16 protein-coding genes and 1 tRNA gene are annotated in these 16,061 nt (G+C 66.7%); 9 read left to right on the top strand and 8 right to left on the bottom strand.

The genetic code is table 11. From position 1 onward, the window contains the following. The first annotated feature begins 141 nt into the window (after positions 1-141). The 6 genes from WKC72_RS36260 to pstB all read left to right on the top strand — a co-directional run bounded on the left by WKC72_RS36260 (position 142) and on the right by pstB (position 6,021). Positions 142-897, top strand: a complete 756-nt coding sequence (locus tag WKC72_RS36260) for a response regulator transcription factor (protein WP_037230539.1) — start codon at positions 142-144, stop codon at positions 895-897. Continuing rightward, the gene (gene mshD, locus WKC72_RS36255; RefSeq protein WP_370181177.1) at positions 898-1,815 is read left to right on the top strand and encodes a mycothiol synthase; all 918 of its coding nucleotides are present in this window, start codon (positions 898-900) and stop codon (positions 1,813-1,815) included. Between the two features lie 214 nt (positions 1,816-2,029). After that, positions 2,030-3,148, top strand: a complete 1,119-nt coding sequence (pstS, locus tag WKC72_RS36250) for a phosphate ABC transporter substrate-binding protein PstS (RefSeq protein ID WP_005244346.1) — start codon at positions 2,030-2,032, stop codon at positions 3,146-3,148. Positions 3,149-3,215: 67 nt separating this feature from the next. After that, positions 3,216-4,289 (top strand): phosphate ABC transporter permease subunit PstC, encoded by a 1,074-nt coding sequence (pstC, locus tag WKC72_RS36245; RefSeq protein ID WP_037230536.1) that lies wholly within the window; start codon positions 3,216-3,218, stop codon positions 4,287-4,289. 3 nt (positions 4,290-4,292) lie between these two features. Next, entirely contained in the window at positions 4,293-5,201 is a 909-nt protein-coding gene (gene pstA / locus WKC72_RS36240; protein ID WP_112301219.1) for a phosphate ABC transporter permease PstA, read from the top strand. A gap of 43 nt (positions 5,202-5,244) precedes the next feature. Beyond that, the gene (gene pstB / locus WKC72_RS36235; RefSeq protein ID WP_015888703.1) at positions 5,245-6,021 is read left to right on the top strand and encodes a phosphate ABC transporter ATP-binding protein PstB; all 777 of its coding nucleotides are present in this window, start codon (positions 5,245-5,247) and stop codon (positions 6,019-6,021) included. A 143-nt stretch (positions 6,022-6,164) separates the two neighbouring features. Here pstB and phoU read toward each other — a convergent pair whose 3' ends face one another. The 5 genes from phoU to WKC72_RS36210 form a co-directional block, all read right to left on the bottom strand. Further along, on the bottom strand, positions 6,165-6,863 hold the full coding sequence (phoU, locus tag WKC72_RS36230; protein WP_037230533.1) for a phosphate signaling complex protein PhoU: 699 nt from the start codon (positions 6,861-6,863) through the stop codon (positions 6,165-6,167). 82 nt (positions 6,864-6,945) lie between these two features. After that, positions 6,946-8,997, bottom strand: a complete 2,052-nt coding sequence (locus tag WKC72_RS36225; protein WP_370181176.1) for an LCP family protein — start codon at positions 8,995-8,997, stop codon at positions 6,946-6,948. 119 nt (positions 8,998-9,116) lie between these two features. Then, a complete protein-coding gene (gene dusB, locus WKC72_RS36220; protein WP_005244337.1) occupies positions 9,117-10,259 on the bottom strand; it encodes a tRNA dihydrouridine synthase DusB in 1,143 nt (380 codons plus the stop codon). An 80-nt stretch (positions 10,260-10,339) separates the two neighbouring features. Further along, positions 10,340-11,296: an acyl-ACP desaturase gene (locus WKC72_RS36215; RefSeq protein WP_037230531.1), complete on the bottom strand. Its 957-nt coding sequence runs from the start codon at positions 11,294-11,296 to the stop codon at positions 10,340-10,342. A 410-nt stretch (positions 11,297-11,706) separates the two neighbouring features. Continuing rightward, positions 11,707-12,309, bottom strand: coding sequence for a DUF937 domain-containing protein (locus WKC72_RS36210; RefSeq protein WP_112301217.1), 603 nt, complete (start codon positions 12,307-12,309; stop codon positions 11,707-11,709). A gap of 66 nt (positions 12,310-12,375) precedes the next feature. On the opposite strand from WKC72_RS36210, the gene WKC72_RS36205 reads away from it, so the two are divergent. Further along, entirely contained in the window at positions 12,376-12,816 is a 441-nt protein-coding gene (locus WKC72_RS36205) for an MmcQ/YjbR family DNA-binding protein (RefSeq protein WP_112301216.1), read from the top strand. Beyond that, a complete protein-coding gene (locus WKC72_RS36200; protein WP_037230528.1) occupies positions 12,813-13,415 on the top strand; it encodes a hypothetical protein in 603 nt (200 codons plus the stop codon). Before WKC72_RS36205 ends, WKC72_RS36200 begins: the two co-directional genes overlap by 4 nt. A 5-nt stretch (positions 13,416-13,420) precedes the next feature. On the opposite strand, the gene WKC72_RS36195 is transcribed toward WKC72_RS36200, so the two are convergent. After that, positions 13,421-14,509, bottom strand: a complete 1,089-nt coding sequence (locus tag WKC72_RS36195; protein ID WP_112301215.1) for an NAD(P)-dependent alcohol dehydrogenase — start codon at positions 14,507-14,509, stop codon at positions 13,421-13,423. A 6-nt stretch (positions 14,510-14,515) separates the two neighbouring features. Beyond that, complete coding sequence (locus tag WKC72_RS36190; protein WP_037230526.1) at positions 14,516-14,989, bottom strand: DUF4334 domain-containing protein; 474 nt, start codon at positions 14,987-14,989, stop codon at positions 14,516-14,518. A 111-nt stretch (positions 14,990-15,100) separates the two neighbouring features. Here WKC72_RS36190 and WKC72_RS36185 point away from each other — a divergent pair, with 111 nt between their 5' ends. After that, positions 15,101-15,706 carry a TetR family transcriptional regulator gene (locus WKC72_RS36185; protein WP_370181175.1) on the top strand — a complete coding sequence of 202 codons (606 nt, stop codon included), beginning with the start codon at positions 15,101-15,103 and terminating at the stop codon, positions 15,704-15,706. Between the two features lie 43 nt (positions 15,707-15,749). On the opposite strand, the gene WKC72_RS36180 is transcribed toward WKC72_RS36185, so the two are convergent. After that, positions 15,750-15,822: transfer RNA gene (locus WKC72_RS36180), tRNA-Lys, on the bottom strand. Positions 15,823-16,061: the final 239 nt, after the last annotated feature.

Genomic DNA, 16,061 nt, shown 5'->3' with positions numbered 1-16,061 from the left:
TTCGGTGCAACGGACGCCGACGGCGGCGCGCTACTCTGTCACCGACAAAAGTGTCGATACCTTCAGTGTCGATCTACCTGGACCGGCGGATGAACGATCCGTCGGCCGGCCGGGTACGACGGCGACGAGATGGGAGGCTGTGTGGAGCTACTGCTTCTTACCTCCGACCCCAACCCCGAGGCAGTGCTGCCTGCCCTCGCCCTGCTGGCGCATTCGGTGCGGCCTGCCCCGACGGAGGTGTCCTCTCTCCTGGAAGCGAGCTCCGCCGACATCGCCCTGGTGGATGCGCGCACCGATCTCGCGGCGGCTCGCGGCCTCTGCAGGCTGCTGGGCAGCACGGGTTCCGCGGTTCCGGTGGTGGCGGTGCTCACCGAGGGTGGCCTGGTGGCGGTCAATTCCGACTGGGGCCTCGACGACATCCTGCTCCCCGGCACCGGACCGGCCGAGGTGGACGCCCGCCTCCGGCTGCTGGTCGGACGCACCGGCGGCGTCGCCAGCCCGGAGGCGTCCGGCAAGATCACGCTGGGCGAACTGGTCATCGACGAGGGCACGTACACGGCTCGTCTGCGCGGCCGTCCCCTCGACCTCACCTACAAGGAGTTCGAACTCCTCAAGTACCTGGCACAGCACGCGGGTCGCGTCTTCACCCGCGCGCAGTTGCTGCAAGAGGTATGGGGTTACGACTTCTTCGGTGGCACCCGCACGGTCGACGTCCACGTGCGTCGTCTGCGCGCCAAGCTGGGCAGCGAGTACGAATCCTTGATCGGTACAGTCCGCAACGTCGGCTACAAGGCCGTCCGTCCCACCCGCAGCAAGTCGGGTGCGCCGGTGCCGCCCGTCGACGACCTCGACGCCGACGACGCGGACTTCGAATCCGCGGAAGGGCCGGCGATCTGAGTGAGCGCCTCCGTGCAGTCCTGGACTGATCGACTCGACGGCAAGCAGGCCGCGGACGTGTCCGCCCTGCTCGAACGCGCGACGGCAGCGGACGGAACCGCGCCGGTGTCGGAGCAGGGTGTGCACGCCGTGTCCGGCGCCGGGAGCGACGGTGTCCGTCATCTCGTCGAGACCGACGCCGATCGGATCGTCGGGTACGCGCAGCTGCAGCCGGGTCACGGGGATCATCCCGCGATGGCCGAACTCGCCGTCGACCCCGCGGCGCGTGGCCGCGGAATCGGAGGCAGGCTGGTCACCGAGGTCCTGTCCGAGGGTGGTCCGGACACGAGGGTGTGGGCGCACGGCAACCTGCCTGCGGCGCAGGCGGTGGCGCAGCGTCTGGGGCTGACCGGTGCGCGTGAACTCCTGCAGCTCCGGCGTCCGCTCGCCGATACGGAACTCCCGGAACTCGTTGTTCCGGAAGATATTTCACTCCGCGTGTACCGCGGGGTCGAGGACGATCCCGAGGTGCTGCGTGTCAACGCTGCCGCCTTCGCCTGGCATCCCGAGCAGGGGTCGTGGACCGAACGTGAAATGGCCGAACGGCGCGCGGAGGCCTGGTTCGATCCGGCCGGGCTGTTCATGGCGTTCGCCGCTTCGGACGAGCAGAGACTGCTCGGATTCCACTGGACCAAGGTGCATCCGAAGCAGGGCGACGAGCCGGCCATCGGTGAGGTCTACGTGGTGGCGATCGGCCCCGACGCCCAGGGGCGTGGTCTCGGCCGGTTGCTGACGCTTGCCGGACTGCACTACCTGCGTGACCGCGGGCTCGGTGCGGTGCTGCTGTACGTCGAGGGCGACAACGCCTCGGCGCTGCACACCTACGACCGGCTCGGGTTCGAGCGGTTCCACACCGACGTCGCGTACGCGCGCGCCTGAGGGGCTTCTTTACTTCCGCACCTGTTGTTCGTCTCGGAAATGTGGACAAATGCTCGGTCTGTTCACCTTCCGTTCACCGATCGTGGTCCAACTGGACATTAGCTACCCCTAGGTTTCTCCGTGGGCAGCGCCGTGTTGCCTGGTGCAGATTTCAACGAAGCGCACCTCATGTCGCCGCCCGATCGCGGGCGAGACGGTATTTCCGGAGGACTAGGTGAATCTCAAGCGCAGTGGCGCCCTGCTCGGTGCAGTGGCCCTGGGTGCCATGACCTTGGCCGCGTGTGGCAGCGACAACAACGCGGCGTCGAGCGGCGTCGACGCAGCGTCGTCCAACGCGACGTGCGAGGGCAAGGCCAACCTCTCCTCGGCCGGTTCCTCGGCCCAGAAGAATGCCATGGACCAGTTCGTCTCCACCTACATCTCCGTCTGCCAGGAAAAGGGTAAGACCGTCAACCTGGCGTACAACCCCAGCGGTTCCGGCGACGGACGTACGCAGTTCATCGCGAGCCAGATCGACTTCGCCGGCTCCGACTCGGCGATCAAGGCCGAACAGGCCGAGCAGGCCAAGGCCCGTTGCGTCGGCGGCGAGGCCTGGAACCTTCCGCTCGTCTTCGGACCCGTCGCCGTCGCCTACAACCTCGACGGCGTCGAGGACCTGGTGCTGAACGGCGAGGTGACCGCCAAGATCTTCAACGGCACCATCAAGAAGTGGAACGACCCGGCCATCGCCGCCCTCAACCCGGGCGCCACCCTGCCGGACCAGGACATCACCGCGATCATCCGCTCGGATTCGTCGGGAACCACCGACAACTTCCAGCAGTACCTCACGGCCGCCTCCAACGGCGCGTGGACCACCGGTGCCGGTTCCGACTTCACCGGCGGTATCGGTGAGGGCGCCAAGGGTTCGGCCGGTGTCGCGCAGGCAGTGGCCTCCGCCCCGGGTTCGATCACCTACGTCGAGAAGTCCTACGCGGACCAGAACAAGCTGTCGGCCGCGCAGATCGACACCGGCTCCGGCCCGGTCGCGCTGTCCGACGAGTCCGCGGCGAAGGCGATCGAGGGTGCACAGTTCAAGGGTGAGGGCGTGGGCGATCTGACCCTCGACCTCGGCTCGATCTTCGGTACCAAGGAAGCGGGCGCGTACCCGTTGGTGCTCGCCACCTACGAGATCGTGTGCTCGAAGGGCTACGACGCCGACACCTCCGCGGCGGTCAAGTCGTTCCTGACCAGCGCAGCCAACGAGGGTCAGGACAACCTGGCCGAGCAGGGCTACGTGCCGCTGCCCGACTCCATGAAGGAGAAGCTGAACGCGTCGGTCGCCGCCATCGGCTGATCGCACCGTTAGTCGTTCGGACCCGCCCATGACTCGATATTCTGACCAGGAAAGATTGCGAGCGCAGATGAGTGAAGCGCACATCGAATCAGCACCTCGCGCCTCCGACTCCGCTTCTGGCGGAGTCGGGGTGGGCGGTCCGAACGGCACCCCGGAGGCCGAGTTGAGTACCACCAAGGCCGAAACCCCGACTCCGGCAGGTGCACCCCGCGGCAAGGCCGTCGCCAGGCCGGGGGACCGGATCTTCAAGTCCCTCGCAACCACCTCGGCCATCTTCATCTCCATCCTCATCGCCGCGATCGGCATCTTCCTGATCTGGCGCGCAGTCCCCGCACTGAGCAGGAACCAGGTCAACTTCCTCACCAGCAGTGAGTGGGTCACTCAGAACATCAACGCCATGGCGTTCGGTGTGCTCGACCTGTTCCAGGTGACGGTGCTCGTCTCGCTGTTCGCGCTGATCCTCGCGATGCCCGTCGCCCTCGGCATCGCCATCTTCCTCACCGAGTACTCGCCGAACTGGCTCAAACGTCCGCTGGCGTACGTCATCGACCTGCTGGCCGCCGTGCCGTCGATCGTCTACGGCCTCTGGGGTCTGCTGGTGTTCGCTCCCGCGATCAAGCCGCTTGCCGTGTGGCTCAACGAAAAGCTCGGCTGGTTCCCGCTGTTCGCGACAGGAAGCGGTTCCATCACAGGCGGTGGCACCATCTTCACCGCGGGTATCGTCCTCGCCGTCATGATCCTTCCCGTCATCACCGCGGTCACTCGCGAGGTGTTCGTGCAGACGCCGACGCCCCAGATCGAGGCTGCCCTCGCGCTGGGCGCCACCCGGTGGGAAGTGGTGCGGACCACGATCATTCCGTTCGGCAAGTCCGGCTACATCAGCGGATCGATGCTCGGTCTGGGTCGCGCCCTCGGTGAGACCATGGCGCTCTACCTGATCCTGCGCACCACGTCGCAGCCCTTCGGATGGTCGCTGTTCGACGGCGGCGCCACCATCGCCTCCAAGATCGCTCTCGGCTACGCGGAGTTCAACAACAACATTCAGGCCGGCGCCTACATCGCCGCAGGCCTGGTGCTCTTCGTGCTCACCTTCGTCGTGAACGCCGCGGCCCGCGCCGTGATCGCAGGAAAGAAGGACTGACCCATGACCGCGACCCTCGACAAGCCGGTCAAGGCCCCCACCTTCCAGGGGGTCGGTGTCCGCCGACGCATCACCGACCTCACCGCCACCGTCCTCGTGACGCTGGCAGTGCTCGTGGCGCTGGTCCCACTGGTGTGGGTCCTGGTCACCGCCGTCATCAAGGGAATCCCTGCCCTGACGTCGGCCACATGGTTCACCCACTCGCTCAGCGGACTGACGTCCTCCGCGGCGGGCGGCGGCATCTATCACGCGCTGATCGGCACGATTCTGCAGGGACTCGTCTGCGCGGTGCTGTCCATTCCGCTCGGACTGTTCGTCGCCATCTATCTCGTCGAGTACGCCGACCGGAAGTCGCGACTCGCGAAGCTGACCACGTTCATGGTCGACATCCTCAGCGGTGTCCCGTCCATCGTGGCTGCCCTGTTCATCTACGCCCTGTGGATCGCGACGTTCGGTTTCCCCAAGTCCGGCTTCGCCGTGGCGCTCGCCCTGGTGCTGCTGATGGTCCCCGTCGTCGTCCGCAGCACGGAGGAGATGCTCCGCATCGTTCCGCAGGACCTGCGGGAGGCGTCGTACGCGCTGGGTGTTCCGAAGTGGAAGACGATCGCCAAGATCGTGCTGCCCACGGCACTGCCCGGCATCATCACGGGCGTCATGCTGGCGCTGGCCCGGGTGATGGGTGAGACCGCGCCGCTGCTGATCCTCGTGGGTTACGCGCCCTTCATCAACTTCAATCTGTTCGGTGGTGAGATGGGCACGCTGCCCGGGGTCATGGTCGCCGAGATGAACAACCCGACCGATGCCGGTACCAACCGCATCTGGGGCGCGGCGCTGACGTTGATCCTCCTCATCGCCATCCTCAACGTCCTGGCCAAGATCGTCGGCCACTTCTCACAGGTCCGCAGCAAGTGACACATACACTCGATCTCGAACACCAATCAGTAGGGAGCCGGTAATGGCCAAGCGTCTGGATCTCAAGGACGTCAACATCTACTACGGCAAGTTCCACGCCGTCGCCGATGTCGGGCTGTCCGTCCCCCCGCGGAACGTGACCGCCTTCATCGGCCCGTCCGGCTGCGGCAAGTCGACCGTGCTGCGTTCGCTGAACCGGATGCACGAGGTGACTCCCGGTGCGCGCGTAGAGGGTTCGATCCTGCTCGACGGTGAGGACATCTACGGTTCCGGCATCGACCCGGTCGGCGTCCGCAAGACGATCGGCATGGTGTTCCAGCGTCCCAACCCGTTCCCGACGATGTCCATCAAGGACAACGTGGTGGCCGGACTGAAGTTGCAGGGCGAGCGCAGCAAGAAGCGTCTCGACGAGGTGGCCGAGCGGTCGCTGCGCGGCGCCAACCTGTGGAACGAGGTCAAGGACCGTCTCGACAAGCCGGGTGGCGGATTGTCCGGCGGTCAGCAGCAGCGTCTGTGCATCGCCCGGGCCATCGCCGTCTCGCCCGACGTCCTGCTGATGGACGAGCCCTGCTCGGCGCTCGACCCGATCTCGACCCTCGCGATCGAGGACCTGATCACCGAGCTGAAGAAGGACTTCACCATCGTGATCGTCACCCACAACATGCAGCAAGCGGCGCGTGTGAGCGACCAGACCGCATTCTTCAACCTCGAGGCCACCGGCAAGCCGGGACGTCTCGTCGAGATCGACGACACCGAGAAGATCTTCTCCAACCCCACGCAGAAGGCCACCGAGGACTACATCTCGGGCCGCTTCGGATAGAGCGACGCACACGAGAACGCCCCGGCCGGATCTGCGGTCGGGGCGTTGTCGTGTCCGCGGACGGACGTCGGGCGAACGAACGGGACGCTCGTACGGTCTGACCGTACGAGCGTCCCGTTCGCGCGAAAAGTGTTGGGGGAGTACTACAGGTCGGGGTACGAGGTGAGGGTGTCGGCGTCGACGGCGGGCGTCTGGGTCTCGTCGGGCAGCTTGCCGGTGACGAGGAAGATCACCCGGCGGCCCACCTCGACGGCGTGGTCGGCGAACCGCTCGTAGAAGCGGCCGAGCAGGGTGACGTCGACCGCCGCGGCCACGCCGTGCTTCCACTCGCGGTCCATGAGCACGGTGAACAGGTGACGGTGGAGGTCGTCCATCGCCTCGTCCTCTTCACGCAGGCGCGCGGCCCGCTCGGGATCGCGCGTCTCGAGAACCTCGCGGGCAGCGGCGCCGATGGAGACGGCGATGCGTCCCATCTCGGCGAAGTAGCCGTTGACCTCTTCGGGAAGCACGTGGTTGGGATGTCGGCGGCGCGCGATCTTGGCGACGTGGAGAGCCAGCGCACCCATGCGGTCGATGTCGGCGACGATCTGGATTCCGCTGACAACCGAGCGGAGGTCGCCGGCGACCGGTGCCTGCAGGGCGAGGAGGGCGAACGCCCGCTCCTCGCAGATGGTGCTGAGCTCGGTGATCTTGTCGTGCTCGCCGATCACCTGCTCGGCGAGGGAGAGATCTGCCTGGAGCAGCGACTGGGTGGCTCGCTCCATGGCGACCCCCGCAAGCCCCGCCATCTCACCGAGCAAGTCGGCAAGCTCGGTCATCTGTTCGTTGTAAGCCACGCGCATGAGGTCACAGCCTACGGTGCACGGGAAACCAAGTCACGATCACACGGTAAACGCAGAGTGAACGACGCGACCCGGTGGGCGCTCATTCGCAGGACGTGTCGCCCGCGTTCACAACCGCAAGGTCCGCGGGGATTTCCACGTCCTCGGGCTGGCCGATTCGCACGTCCGACATACTGAGCGGTGTGTCGATTGGGCTCGGTGTCTGGACGGTCCCGGAGAAGTTCGAACCGAGTGCGACCTCGACGACCGTCCCGAGTCCGCTGGTCGACTCGAGCACCGCACCCGGGAACGACGACGCCAGGGTCGCCGCCTCGGCTTCGTGGCCCGGCGAGAACCGGACGACGGTCTCGCCGCTGGTTCCCGTGTAGTTGCCGACGTTGTAGATCTGGAACCCCTCGGCGGCCAGTGAGTCGGCCACGGTCGCGGCCAGTCCCGACTCACCCGATGCGTTCGACACCTGCACGGTCACGCTGGACGGGTCGACGGCCTGGACCGACAACGGTGCCGGCGCTGCCTGCGGTTCGGGGGCGGAGGGCAGGGGTTCCGCACGCTTTTCGCCGGGCAGCGCCTCGTCGTCGATGATGGCGCGGAAGATGGCCTTGATGTCGTCGGTGCGGGGAATCTCGTTGCCCCACTCGGTGGTGCCTGCGGTGGGCACCGTCAGGAACGTGACCGCGCCCGCGTCGACGTTCTGCAGTGAGCGCCCGAGGGTGACCAGCGACTTCGTGTCGATGTTCTCGACGAACGTGTCGCGGGTGAACGCGTTGATGAAGCCGTTCAGTTTGCTGGGATTGAGCAGCACTTGACTGGACAGGGCGCCCCGCAGCAGGGCGGACAGGAATCTCTGCTGACGGTTGATGCGGCCGTAGTCGCCGTTGCCCTCCGCCTCGACATGTCTGGCGCGGACGAAGTTCAGTGCGGTCTTGCCGTCGAGCATCTGGGTGCCCGCCTCCGGCAGCACGGTGCCGAGGACGCCGTCCTCGAGCGGCTGGGTGGTACAGACCTTGACCCCGCCGATCTCGTTGACCATCGACTCGAAGCCGGCGAAGTCCATGCCGACGAAGTGACCGATCTTCAGACCCGACATCTTCTGGATCACCTTCACCAGGCACTTCGGTCCGCCGAGCGCGTAGGTGGCGTTGAGTTTGTCGCCGTCGGCGGCGGGAAAGGTTTCCTCGGTGTAGGTGCCGCTGGCGTTGTCCCAGCCCTGGCAGACGGGCCGCTCGACGTCGAGGTCGCGGGGGAACGACACCGCGACCACCCGGCTTCGGTCGGCAGGGATGTTGACGAGCATCACCGTGTCTGCGCGGGATCCCTCGGCGTCGTCGATGGTCCCGGCACCCACTTCACCGCTCGCGCCGGCGCGGGTGTCGCTGCCGACGATGAGATAGGTCTCGTCACCGGTCTGCCCGACGGCGTCGACGATGTCGGTCGACTCCGTGTCGAGTGCCGCGATCTGGTCGAACTTGCCCTCGGTGGAGCGGAGGTAACCCCAGACGATGCCGGTTCCGGCGAGTGCGACCACCGCCACGAGCGCGACGACGGCGCGTCCTGCTGCGCGGAGACGCTTGCGTTTACGGGTCTTGCTGAGGGCCAGGCGGGTGGTGCCCGGGTTGCCGACCACCTGCGGTACCGCGGTGGTCTCGGCGGAATCCGCGACCCATTCGGGCTCGGGCGTGCTCTGCGGGGGCTCCGGCTCCGGCGGCGGAGGCGCGGAAGGGGTCTGCCGCGGCGGAATCCCGGGAGGCGGCGGCTGCCGCTCGTCGATCGGGGGAATGATCTCCGTCTTGTCCGGATCGTCCGGCTCGCTCGGTTCTTCCCCGGAAACCTTCTTCACCAGGTCTGCGACGGAGAGCGCTTCGGTGGGTCCACCCGCGGCCCGGCGGCCGATCCGGCCACTGTCGTGGCGGGACGGTTCGGTGCGTTCTACCTGCGCACGGCGCTCGGCCGGCGCGGTCCGTTCGGGAGGTGCGGTCCGCTCGGGTGGCGCGGTCCGTTCGGGCGGTGGCTGTCGCGGCGGGAGACGCCGCGGCCGTCCCGACTGGGCTTCTCGGTAGCTGGGATCCGCGAGAGGACGCTCCCAGGGGGCGCGGGATTCGGGAGTTGGTGAGTCCGAGCTGTGATCATCACCCACCGATGCAACCTGACCTCTCCGCCGACTCCGACCTCCGTCGGCCTCGACGGATTCCAGCCATAGTACTTATCGAACGTCGAGGCTCCACACATGTAGCGAGGTGACGCGCGTCCGTGCTGTTAACCACCGGAATGCATGAGGTCGGCGCCGGCGGGCACCAGGCAGTCGTCGGGGTCGTCGAGCCACCCTTCGGGGAGCGCGACCGTGCCGGGCGACCCCTGCCGTCCGCGCGGTCCCTCGGCGTCCTTGGGGAACGGGATCGTCGGGTCGAGCTGGACGAGGAGGTCGTCGAGTTCGGTGAGGGTGCTCACGAGGGCCATCGCGACCCGCAGTTCGGACCCGGCGGGGAAGCCCCGCAGGTACCAGGACACGTGCTTGCGCAGTTCACGGAGGCCCTTGTCCTCGCCGTGGTGATCGGCGAGGAGTTCCGCGTGACGGCGGATGATCGTGGCCACCTCACCGAGGTTGGGAGGAGTGGGCTGCGGGTTCCCGTTCAGTGCCGCGCTCAGCTCCGCGAACAGCCACGGCCGGCCGAGGCATCCGCGCCCGACGACGACGCCGTCGCAACCGGTCTGCTCCATCATGCGGGCCGCGTCTTCGGCGGCGAAGATGTCGCCGTTCCCGAGGACGGGCACGTCCGTGACGTGTTCCTTGAGCCGGGCGATCTCGTTCCAGTCGGCTGTGCCGGAGTACCGCTGCGAGGCGGTACGCGCGTGCAGTGCGACCGCGGCGGCGCCTTCGCCTGCGGCGATCCTGCCGGCGTCGAGATGCGTGTGGTGTTCGGCGTCGATGCCGACGCGGAACTTGACGGTCACCGGGACGTCGGTGCCCTCGGTCGCCTTCACGGCCGCGGCGACGATCCGACCGAATAGGGTGCGCTTGTACGGCAGCGCCGCACCGCCGCCCTTGCGGGTCACCTTGGGAACCGGGCAGCCGAAGTTCATGTCTATGTGATCGGCCATGTTCTCGTCCACGATCATCTTGGCCGCGGCGTACGTGGTGTCCGGGTCGACGGTGTACAGCTGGAGTGACCGCGGTGTCTCGGTCGGACCGAACGTCGTCATGTGCAGGGTCGCGGGCTGACGCTCCACCAGCGCACGCGCTGTCACCATCTCGCACACGTACAGGCCGGACGTGCTGCCCGCGCGCTCCGTCTCGAGCTCACGGCACAGCGTGCGGAACGCGACGTTGGTGATCCCGGCCATGGGGGCCAGAACCACCGGACTGCGCAGCTCGAGCGATCCGATACGAAGGGATGACATTGACGACCTCTGGGAAAGTGCTGGAACAAAAACTGTGCCCGGTACCGAATCCGGTACCGGGCACAGGATAACTGTTTACGTCACGAAGCCTTCTGCTCGCGCTTCTTGGCCTCGCGGGCCAGCATGCGGTCGCGCTGCTCCTCGAACTTGGTGGCCTGGCCCTCGAGGTTCTCGAGGAACTTGCCGAGGCTCTCGCGGATCTCCTCGCCGCGGGCGGTGAAATCGGTCCGCTCGAAGATGTTCCACTTGCGCAGGACGGGCATCAGCACCTCTTCGAGGTGCTGACGCAGGTCGTAGATGCCGTGCTTGGCCATGAGCACACCGTTGCGCCGGAAGTTCGGCATGCCGGCGCCCGGCATCTGGAAGTTCTGGACGATCATGTTGATGGCCTCGAGCGCCTGATCGGGCGCGAGGTCGAGGGCAGCGCCGCACATGTTGCGGTAGAAGATCATGTGCAGGTTCTCGTCGGCGGCGATGCGCTGCAGCATCTTGTCGGCGATCGGGTCCTTGCACGCCTTACCGGTGTTGCGGTGGCTGACGCGGGTGGCGAGTTCTTGGAACGTCACGTAGGCGACGGAGTGGAGGAAGCCGGCGTCGACGTCGGCGGGGGAGGCGAAGCCGTTCGTCATGTGCTCCATGCGGAAACGCTCGAGCTGGACGGGGTCGACGGCGCGGGTCACGACGAGGTAATCGCGCATCACGATGCCGTGACGGTTCTCCTCGGCGGTCCAGCGACCGACCCACGTTCCCCACGCGCCGTCCTGCGAGAAGTTCTCGGCGATCTCGCGGTGGTACGAGGGCAGGTTGTCCTCGGTGAGGAGGTTCGTGATCATCGCGGCCTTGGCGACCTCGTCGAGCTGCGACTGCTCGGGATCCCAGTCGATGCCGCCCATCGCGGCGAAGTTACGTCCTTCGTCCCACGGAACATAGTCGTGGGGATGCCATTCCTTGGCCATGGAGATGTGGCGGTTGACGTTCTCTTCTGCAACCGGCGACAACTCCTGCAGCAGTTCGAGTTGGGTCAGATCCCTCGCCATGTGTAATGCCTCCAGTAGCTCAATTTGACTTTGTTCAGCCTACGGCACCGTAAGTAGGTTGGTAAACGCCGTCGGCGGCCCGGGAACCGTCCAAGTTACCGATCCGTAATGGATCTTCCGGGATGTGTCGCCGCCACGCGGCGAACCGTTACATGACAGTGTACTGATGAGCATGCGTGTGCGGTGACCAGCGTAATCATCGCAGGGAGAGATCATCACAGCGACGCGCGGACAGTTGTGGACGATCACAGATTTGTCGGTCTCCACAGATTCCCCGCCGTAACTCGAGCCGTGTCGGCGGTTGCGCGGAAACCCGTTCGTCCGAGCTGTCGGTCTCCTGGGAATTCGATCCACCCTAGGTGTGAATATCGCCACCCGCAGGGCGACGGTGGCCCCGCCGCCCCCGGGACCTACTTCTTTCCGCCGCCGAGCAGTCCGCCGAGCACGTCGCCCAGTCCGCCGCCCGCACCCTTTCCGAGCAGGCCGCCCAGGACCCCGCCGAGCCCGCCGGAACCACCAGTGCCTCCGAGGAGCCCGCCCAGGACGTCCCCCAGACCTCCGCCGGCCTGGCCCGCGCCCTGCGTCTGCGGAGCAGAACTTCCGCCGCCCGTCACCTGCTTGGCGATGTACGCCAGCACGATCGGCGCGAGGATCGGGAGCAACTGCTTCACGAGGTCGCTGCCCACTCCGCTGCCGCCGCCGACACCGCCGAGTGTGCTCGCCACTCGGTCACGTTCGCCGCCGAAGATGTTGGACACGATCTTGTCGCCGTCGTCCGTGTCGACCTGGTCGATGTCGATTCCGCCGTCGAGCAGTGTCGTGCCGCTGTGATCGTGGAGCGCGCTCCGGAGGGACGCGGCGCCGTTCGGATCTTGTGCGTTCGCGCCGAGCCCGCCGACGAGCGTCGGCAGCGCCGACTTCACCGCGGTCTCGGCGGTGGCCTCGTCGACGCCGAGTTGCCGGGCGATCTGGTTGATCGGGATCTGGGACAGAAGGTCGTCGATCGATGCCATTGATGCCTGCCTCGTCATGGGGTTCGTCGTCGACACCCCCGGACTCCCGACACTAGTGAATCCCGAATGTCCGTTATGCCGGTTGCGGTCGGTCGGAGGGCTGCCGACAATCGTCACATGGGCAACAACATGAGCCGCCTGGAACAGATCGTCGCCGAGTTGCCCGAAGCCGTTCGGGTGGACATCGCCCAGTGGGACGGACACCCGACGTTCCGGGTGCGGGGGAAGAACTTCGTGTTCAGTGACGTCGAGGCCACCCGGTTGACGGTGAAGCTCACCGTGGACGAGGCCGAAGCCGTCGTCGCAACGGAACCAGGGGCCGAGCCAGCGGGATACGGTCTCGGTAGACACGGCTGGATCGCACTGGACGTCGCGGACGCGGACGAGCCCCGGTGGGAACAGTTGCGTGAGTGGATCAGGACGTCGTACACGCTCGTCGCCCCGAAGCGACTGGCCGAGCAGGTGCTGGACGAAGAACCGTTGCCGACGCAGGGAGACCAGTCATGACGACCGAGAACAGCGCATCCACCTCCACACCGGCGAAATCGGGACTTCCGGCGTGGGCCAAGAAGGCCATCGGCATCGCCGTCCTCCTCGTGGTACTGGTCATCGCGTACTTCATCCTCGCGGCGTACCTCCCGCGGGCGTGGGCTCAGAACGTGGGCGGACTGGCCGACGGCAGCTTCGGCGGCGGCATCCTGTGGGGACTGTTGTTCGGCACCCTGTGCACCCTCCTGCCGTTGCTCCTGTTCCGCGGAGCGTGGCGGCTGTTCCGCCGGCGCCGGTTCAAGCCCGTGCAGATCGTGCTGCTGATCCTCGGTGTCCTGGTGGTGCTGCCCAACCTGCTGACGCTCAGTGTGGTGCTCGGCGGCAACAGCGCAGCGCACGCGGGCGAACGGATCATGGACGTCGACGCGCCCGGATTCCGCGGCGCGTCACTCGCCGGCGCCATCATCGGAGTGGTGTTGTTCCTCGGCGTCGCCGGCGTCAGCTTCACGTACCGCAAGCGCGGGGAGGATCTCGCCGAGATGCGAAGAGACACGAAAGCGAAGGACGGACAGGTGGGCGACGGGCCGCCGGCCGGACCGTCACCTGCCACGCCCTAGCGAGTTCACCACACGAGCACCGGTTTGATCACCGTGCCCGCGGCCTGATCGGCCACGGCGCGGTTGATGTCGTCGAATCGGTACTCGGTGACGAGACGGTCGAACGGGAATTTCCCGTCCGCGTGCAGCGCGAGCAGCTGCGGAATGAACTGCTGCACGGACGAATCGCCTTCGACGCAGCCGCGGAGGGTCTTGCCGTTCAGCATCAGGTCCTGGATGTTCACCGTCACTTCGGGCGCGCCCAGCCCGACGACCACCGCGCTGCCCCGCGCCCGCAGGCAGGACAACGTCTGTCCGATGACGGCGGGGATCCCCGTCGTGTCCAGGGTGTGGGTGGCGCCGCCACCCGTCGCCGCACGGATCGCGGCGACCACGTCCTGCGACCCGGGATCGATCGCGATCGCGCCGAACTCCTCCGCGAGCGCACGTCGGGCGGGTACCGGATCGACGGCGAGAAGCGTTGCGACGCCGACTGATCGGGCTGCGAGCAGCGCGGCGAACCCGACGCTGCCCGCGCCGAAGACGACCACGCTCGAATCACTGCCGGGCCGGAGCACGTTCAGTACCGCGCCTGCCCCCGTCTGGAACCCGCAGCCGAGCGGCGCCGCAGCGGCCAGGTCGACGGACCTGTCGACGACGACGACGTTGTCGGCCGTCGCGAGGACGTGCTCGGCGAAGCTGGACTGTCCGAAGAAGGCGGCGCGCACGGGTTCGCCGTTCTGGGTGACGGTGGCCGAGCCGTCCGCGCGCCGGCCCGAACTGTTCAGCCGGTGCGCGTCGACGCAATATGCCGGACCCGCGCTTCGGCATTGGTCGCAGTCGCCGCAGTGGCGATAACTGAGAATCACGTGATCACCGGGCACCACCCCGCTCACGCGTGACCCGACGTCCACGACGATCCCGGCCCCCTCGTGGCCGAGGACGGCGGCGCCGAGGGCGCGGGGGAGTGCCGCCTTGGTGAAGAGGTCTGTGTGGCACAAGCCGGTGGCGACGACCCGCACCAGTACCTCGTCCGCGCGGGGCTCGTCGAGTTCGACCTTCTCCAGCGTGAACGGAGAATCGGGTCCGCGTGAGACGGCTGCTGTGACCTGCATTGGAGCTCAGTCTCTTTCGAGCAGGAAGTAGTAGTGCCGACCGCCGTCGAGTACCAGCGCGGACTTGCCGTTCATGATGCCCATGAGCGTGGAGTCGTCGACCTTCTTGAAATGATCGAAGATGGGCGCGCCGTCGTACACCATGGTCGCGGTGACCTCTCCCCGGAACTCGATGTTCCACAAACTGGCTTCGCCGTTGCCGCCCTTGACGTCGGAGTAGAGGTTGCCGTCCGCGTCACGGCATATCAACGGCTTCGCATCCTCGAGAGAGTGGAACGTCTTTCCGTGCCAGCGGCTCGCGAACAGTTTCTCGTGGAGACGATGTCCGGTGGCGAAGTCGTCGCCCTTCCAGCTGCCGAGGATGTCTTCGGCCCTGACGGTGTCGAGCGCCGCCCACACGGCGTCGAGTTCGTCGGGGGAGACGCCGCTCTCGCGTCCCCGGAGCTCGTGGAACGTGCTGCGGGCCTGATCGATGTCCATGAAACGGTCCTTGGCGTGAGGGGGTGTGAGGTTTACGAACCAAACTGTTCGTCAACTTCGCACGCTACGCCGAACCAGATGGTTCGGCAACGGGCAATTTAGGATGTCGGAATGCGAACAGCGGGAGAAGCCACGCGAGAACGGATCCTCGCCGCGGCCAAAGAAGAGTTCGCCCGACACGGAGTCGCCGGAGCCCGGATCAACCGCATCGCAGAGGCGGCCAGGGCGAGCAAGGACCGTCTCTACGCGTACTTCGACAGCAAGGAAGCGCTGTTCGACGCCGTCATCGCACAATGGATCGCCGAGACGACGGAGCAGGCGGCGTTGCGGGGCGACGATCTGCCGGGCTACGTGGGCCGGTTGTTCGACGACTACGTGGCGCACCCCGAGAACGCGAGACTGCAGAAGTGGGCCGACCTGGAGATGCGCGAGCAGATCGCCGACAGCGATGCGCGGATCCTCACGCTGCGGCCCAAGATCGCCGAGATTCGGCGAGGGCAGCAGGAGGGGTTCGTCGATCCGTCCTGGAACGCAGGCGAGCTGCTGCTCGTGATCACCGACATCGCCCTGTCGCTGGCCGTCGCCCGTGGCGGCCGCAAGCCGGCGGGGGGAAAGTCGGGGGAGCGCACGGTGGCGCAGCGGCGGCAGAGCGCTGTCGAGGCGGTTCGTCGTCTGATCCGGGTGTCTGCGACGGCGGAAGCGCCGGGCCGCGAGTGAGTGCTTGTGCCCCTTACCCGGCATGTGCCGAGTAAGGGGAGAGTGCCCCCAGTAGGGCTCGAACCTACGACCTGCGGATTAAAAGTCCGTAGCTCTACCAACTGAGCTATAGGGGCGCGGGGCCAGAGTCTAGTGCGCAGACAGTGACCGAGAAAACAGGACCCCCGGCACGGCGCGCCGCGCGGGGGGTGAAAAGGGTCGGCTCGGGTGCGCACCCCCTGCAGCGCACCCGAGCCGACCCAAATTATACCACTTGGTGTGTTTTCGGCAGCGGTCCGGTTTCAACTCCATAAAGGGCTTCAGGTTGGTTTCTGAGAAGTTTCCATGATCTACAGACTGCTGTGTCGGTTTTTTC

It is taken from the genome of Rhodococcus wratislaviensis (genome assembly GCF_041228765.1).
Classification (GTDB): Bacteria; Actinomycetota; Actinomycetes; order Mycobacteriales; family Mycobacteriaceae; genus Rhodococcus_F; species Rhodococcus_F wratislaviensis.
Note: the sequence above shows the minus strand (reverse complement) of the source record. Positions and strands in the feature narration are given on the sequence as shown.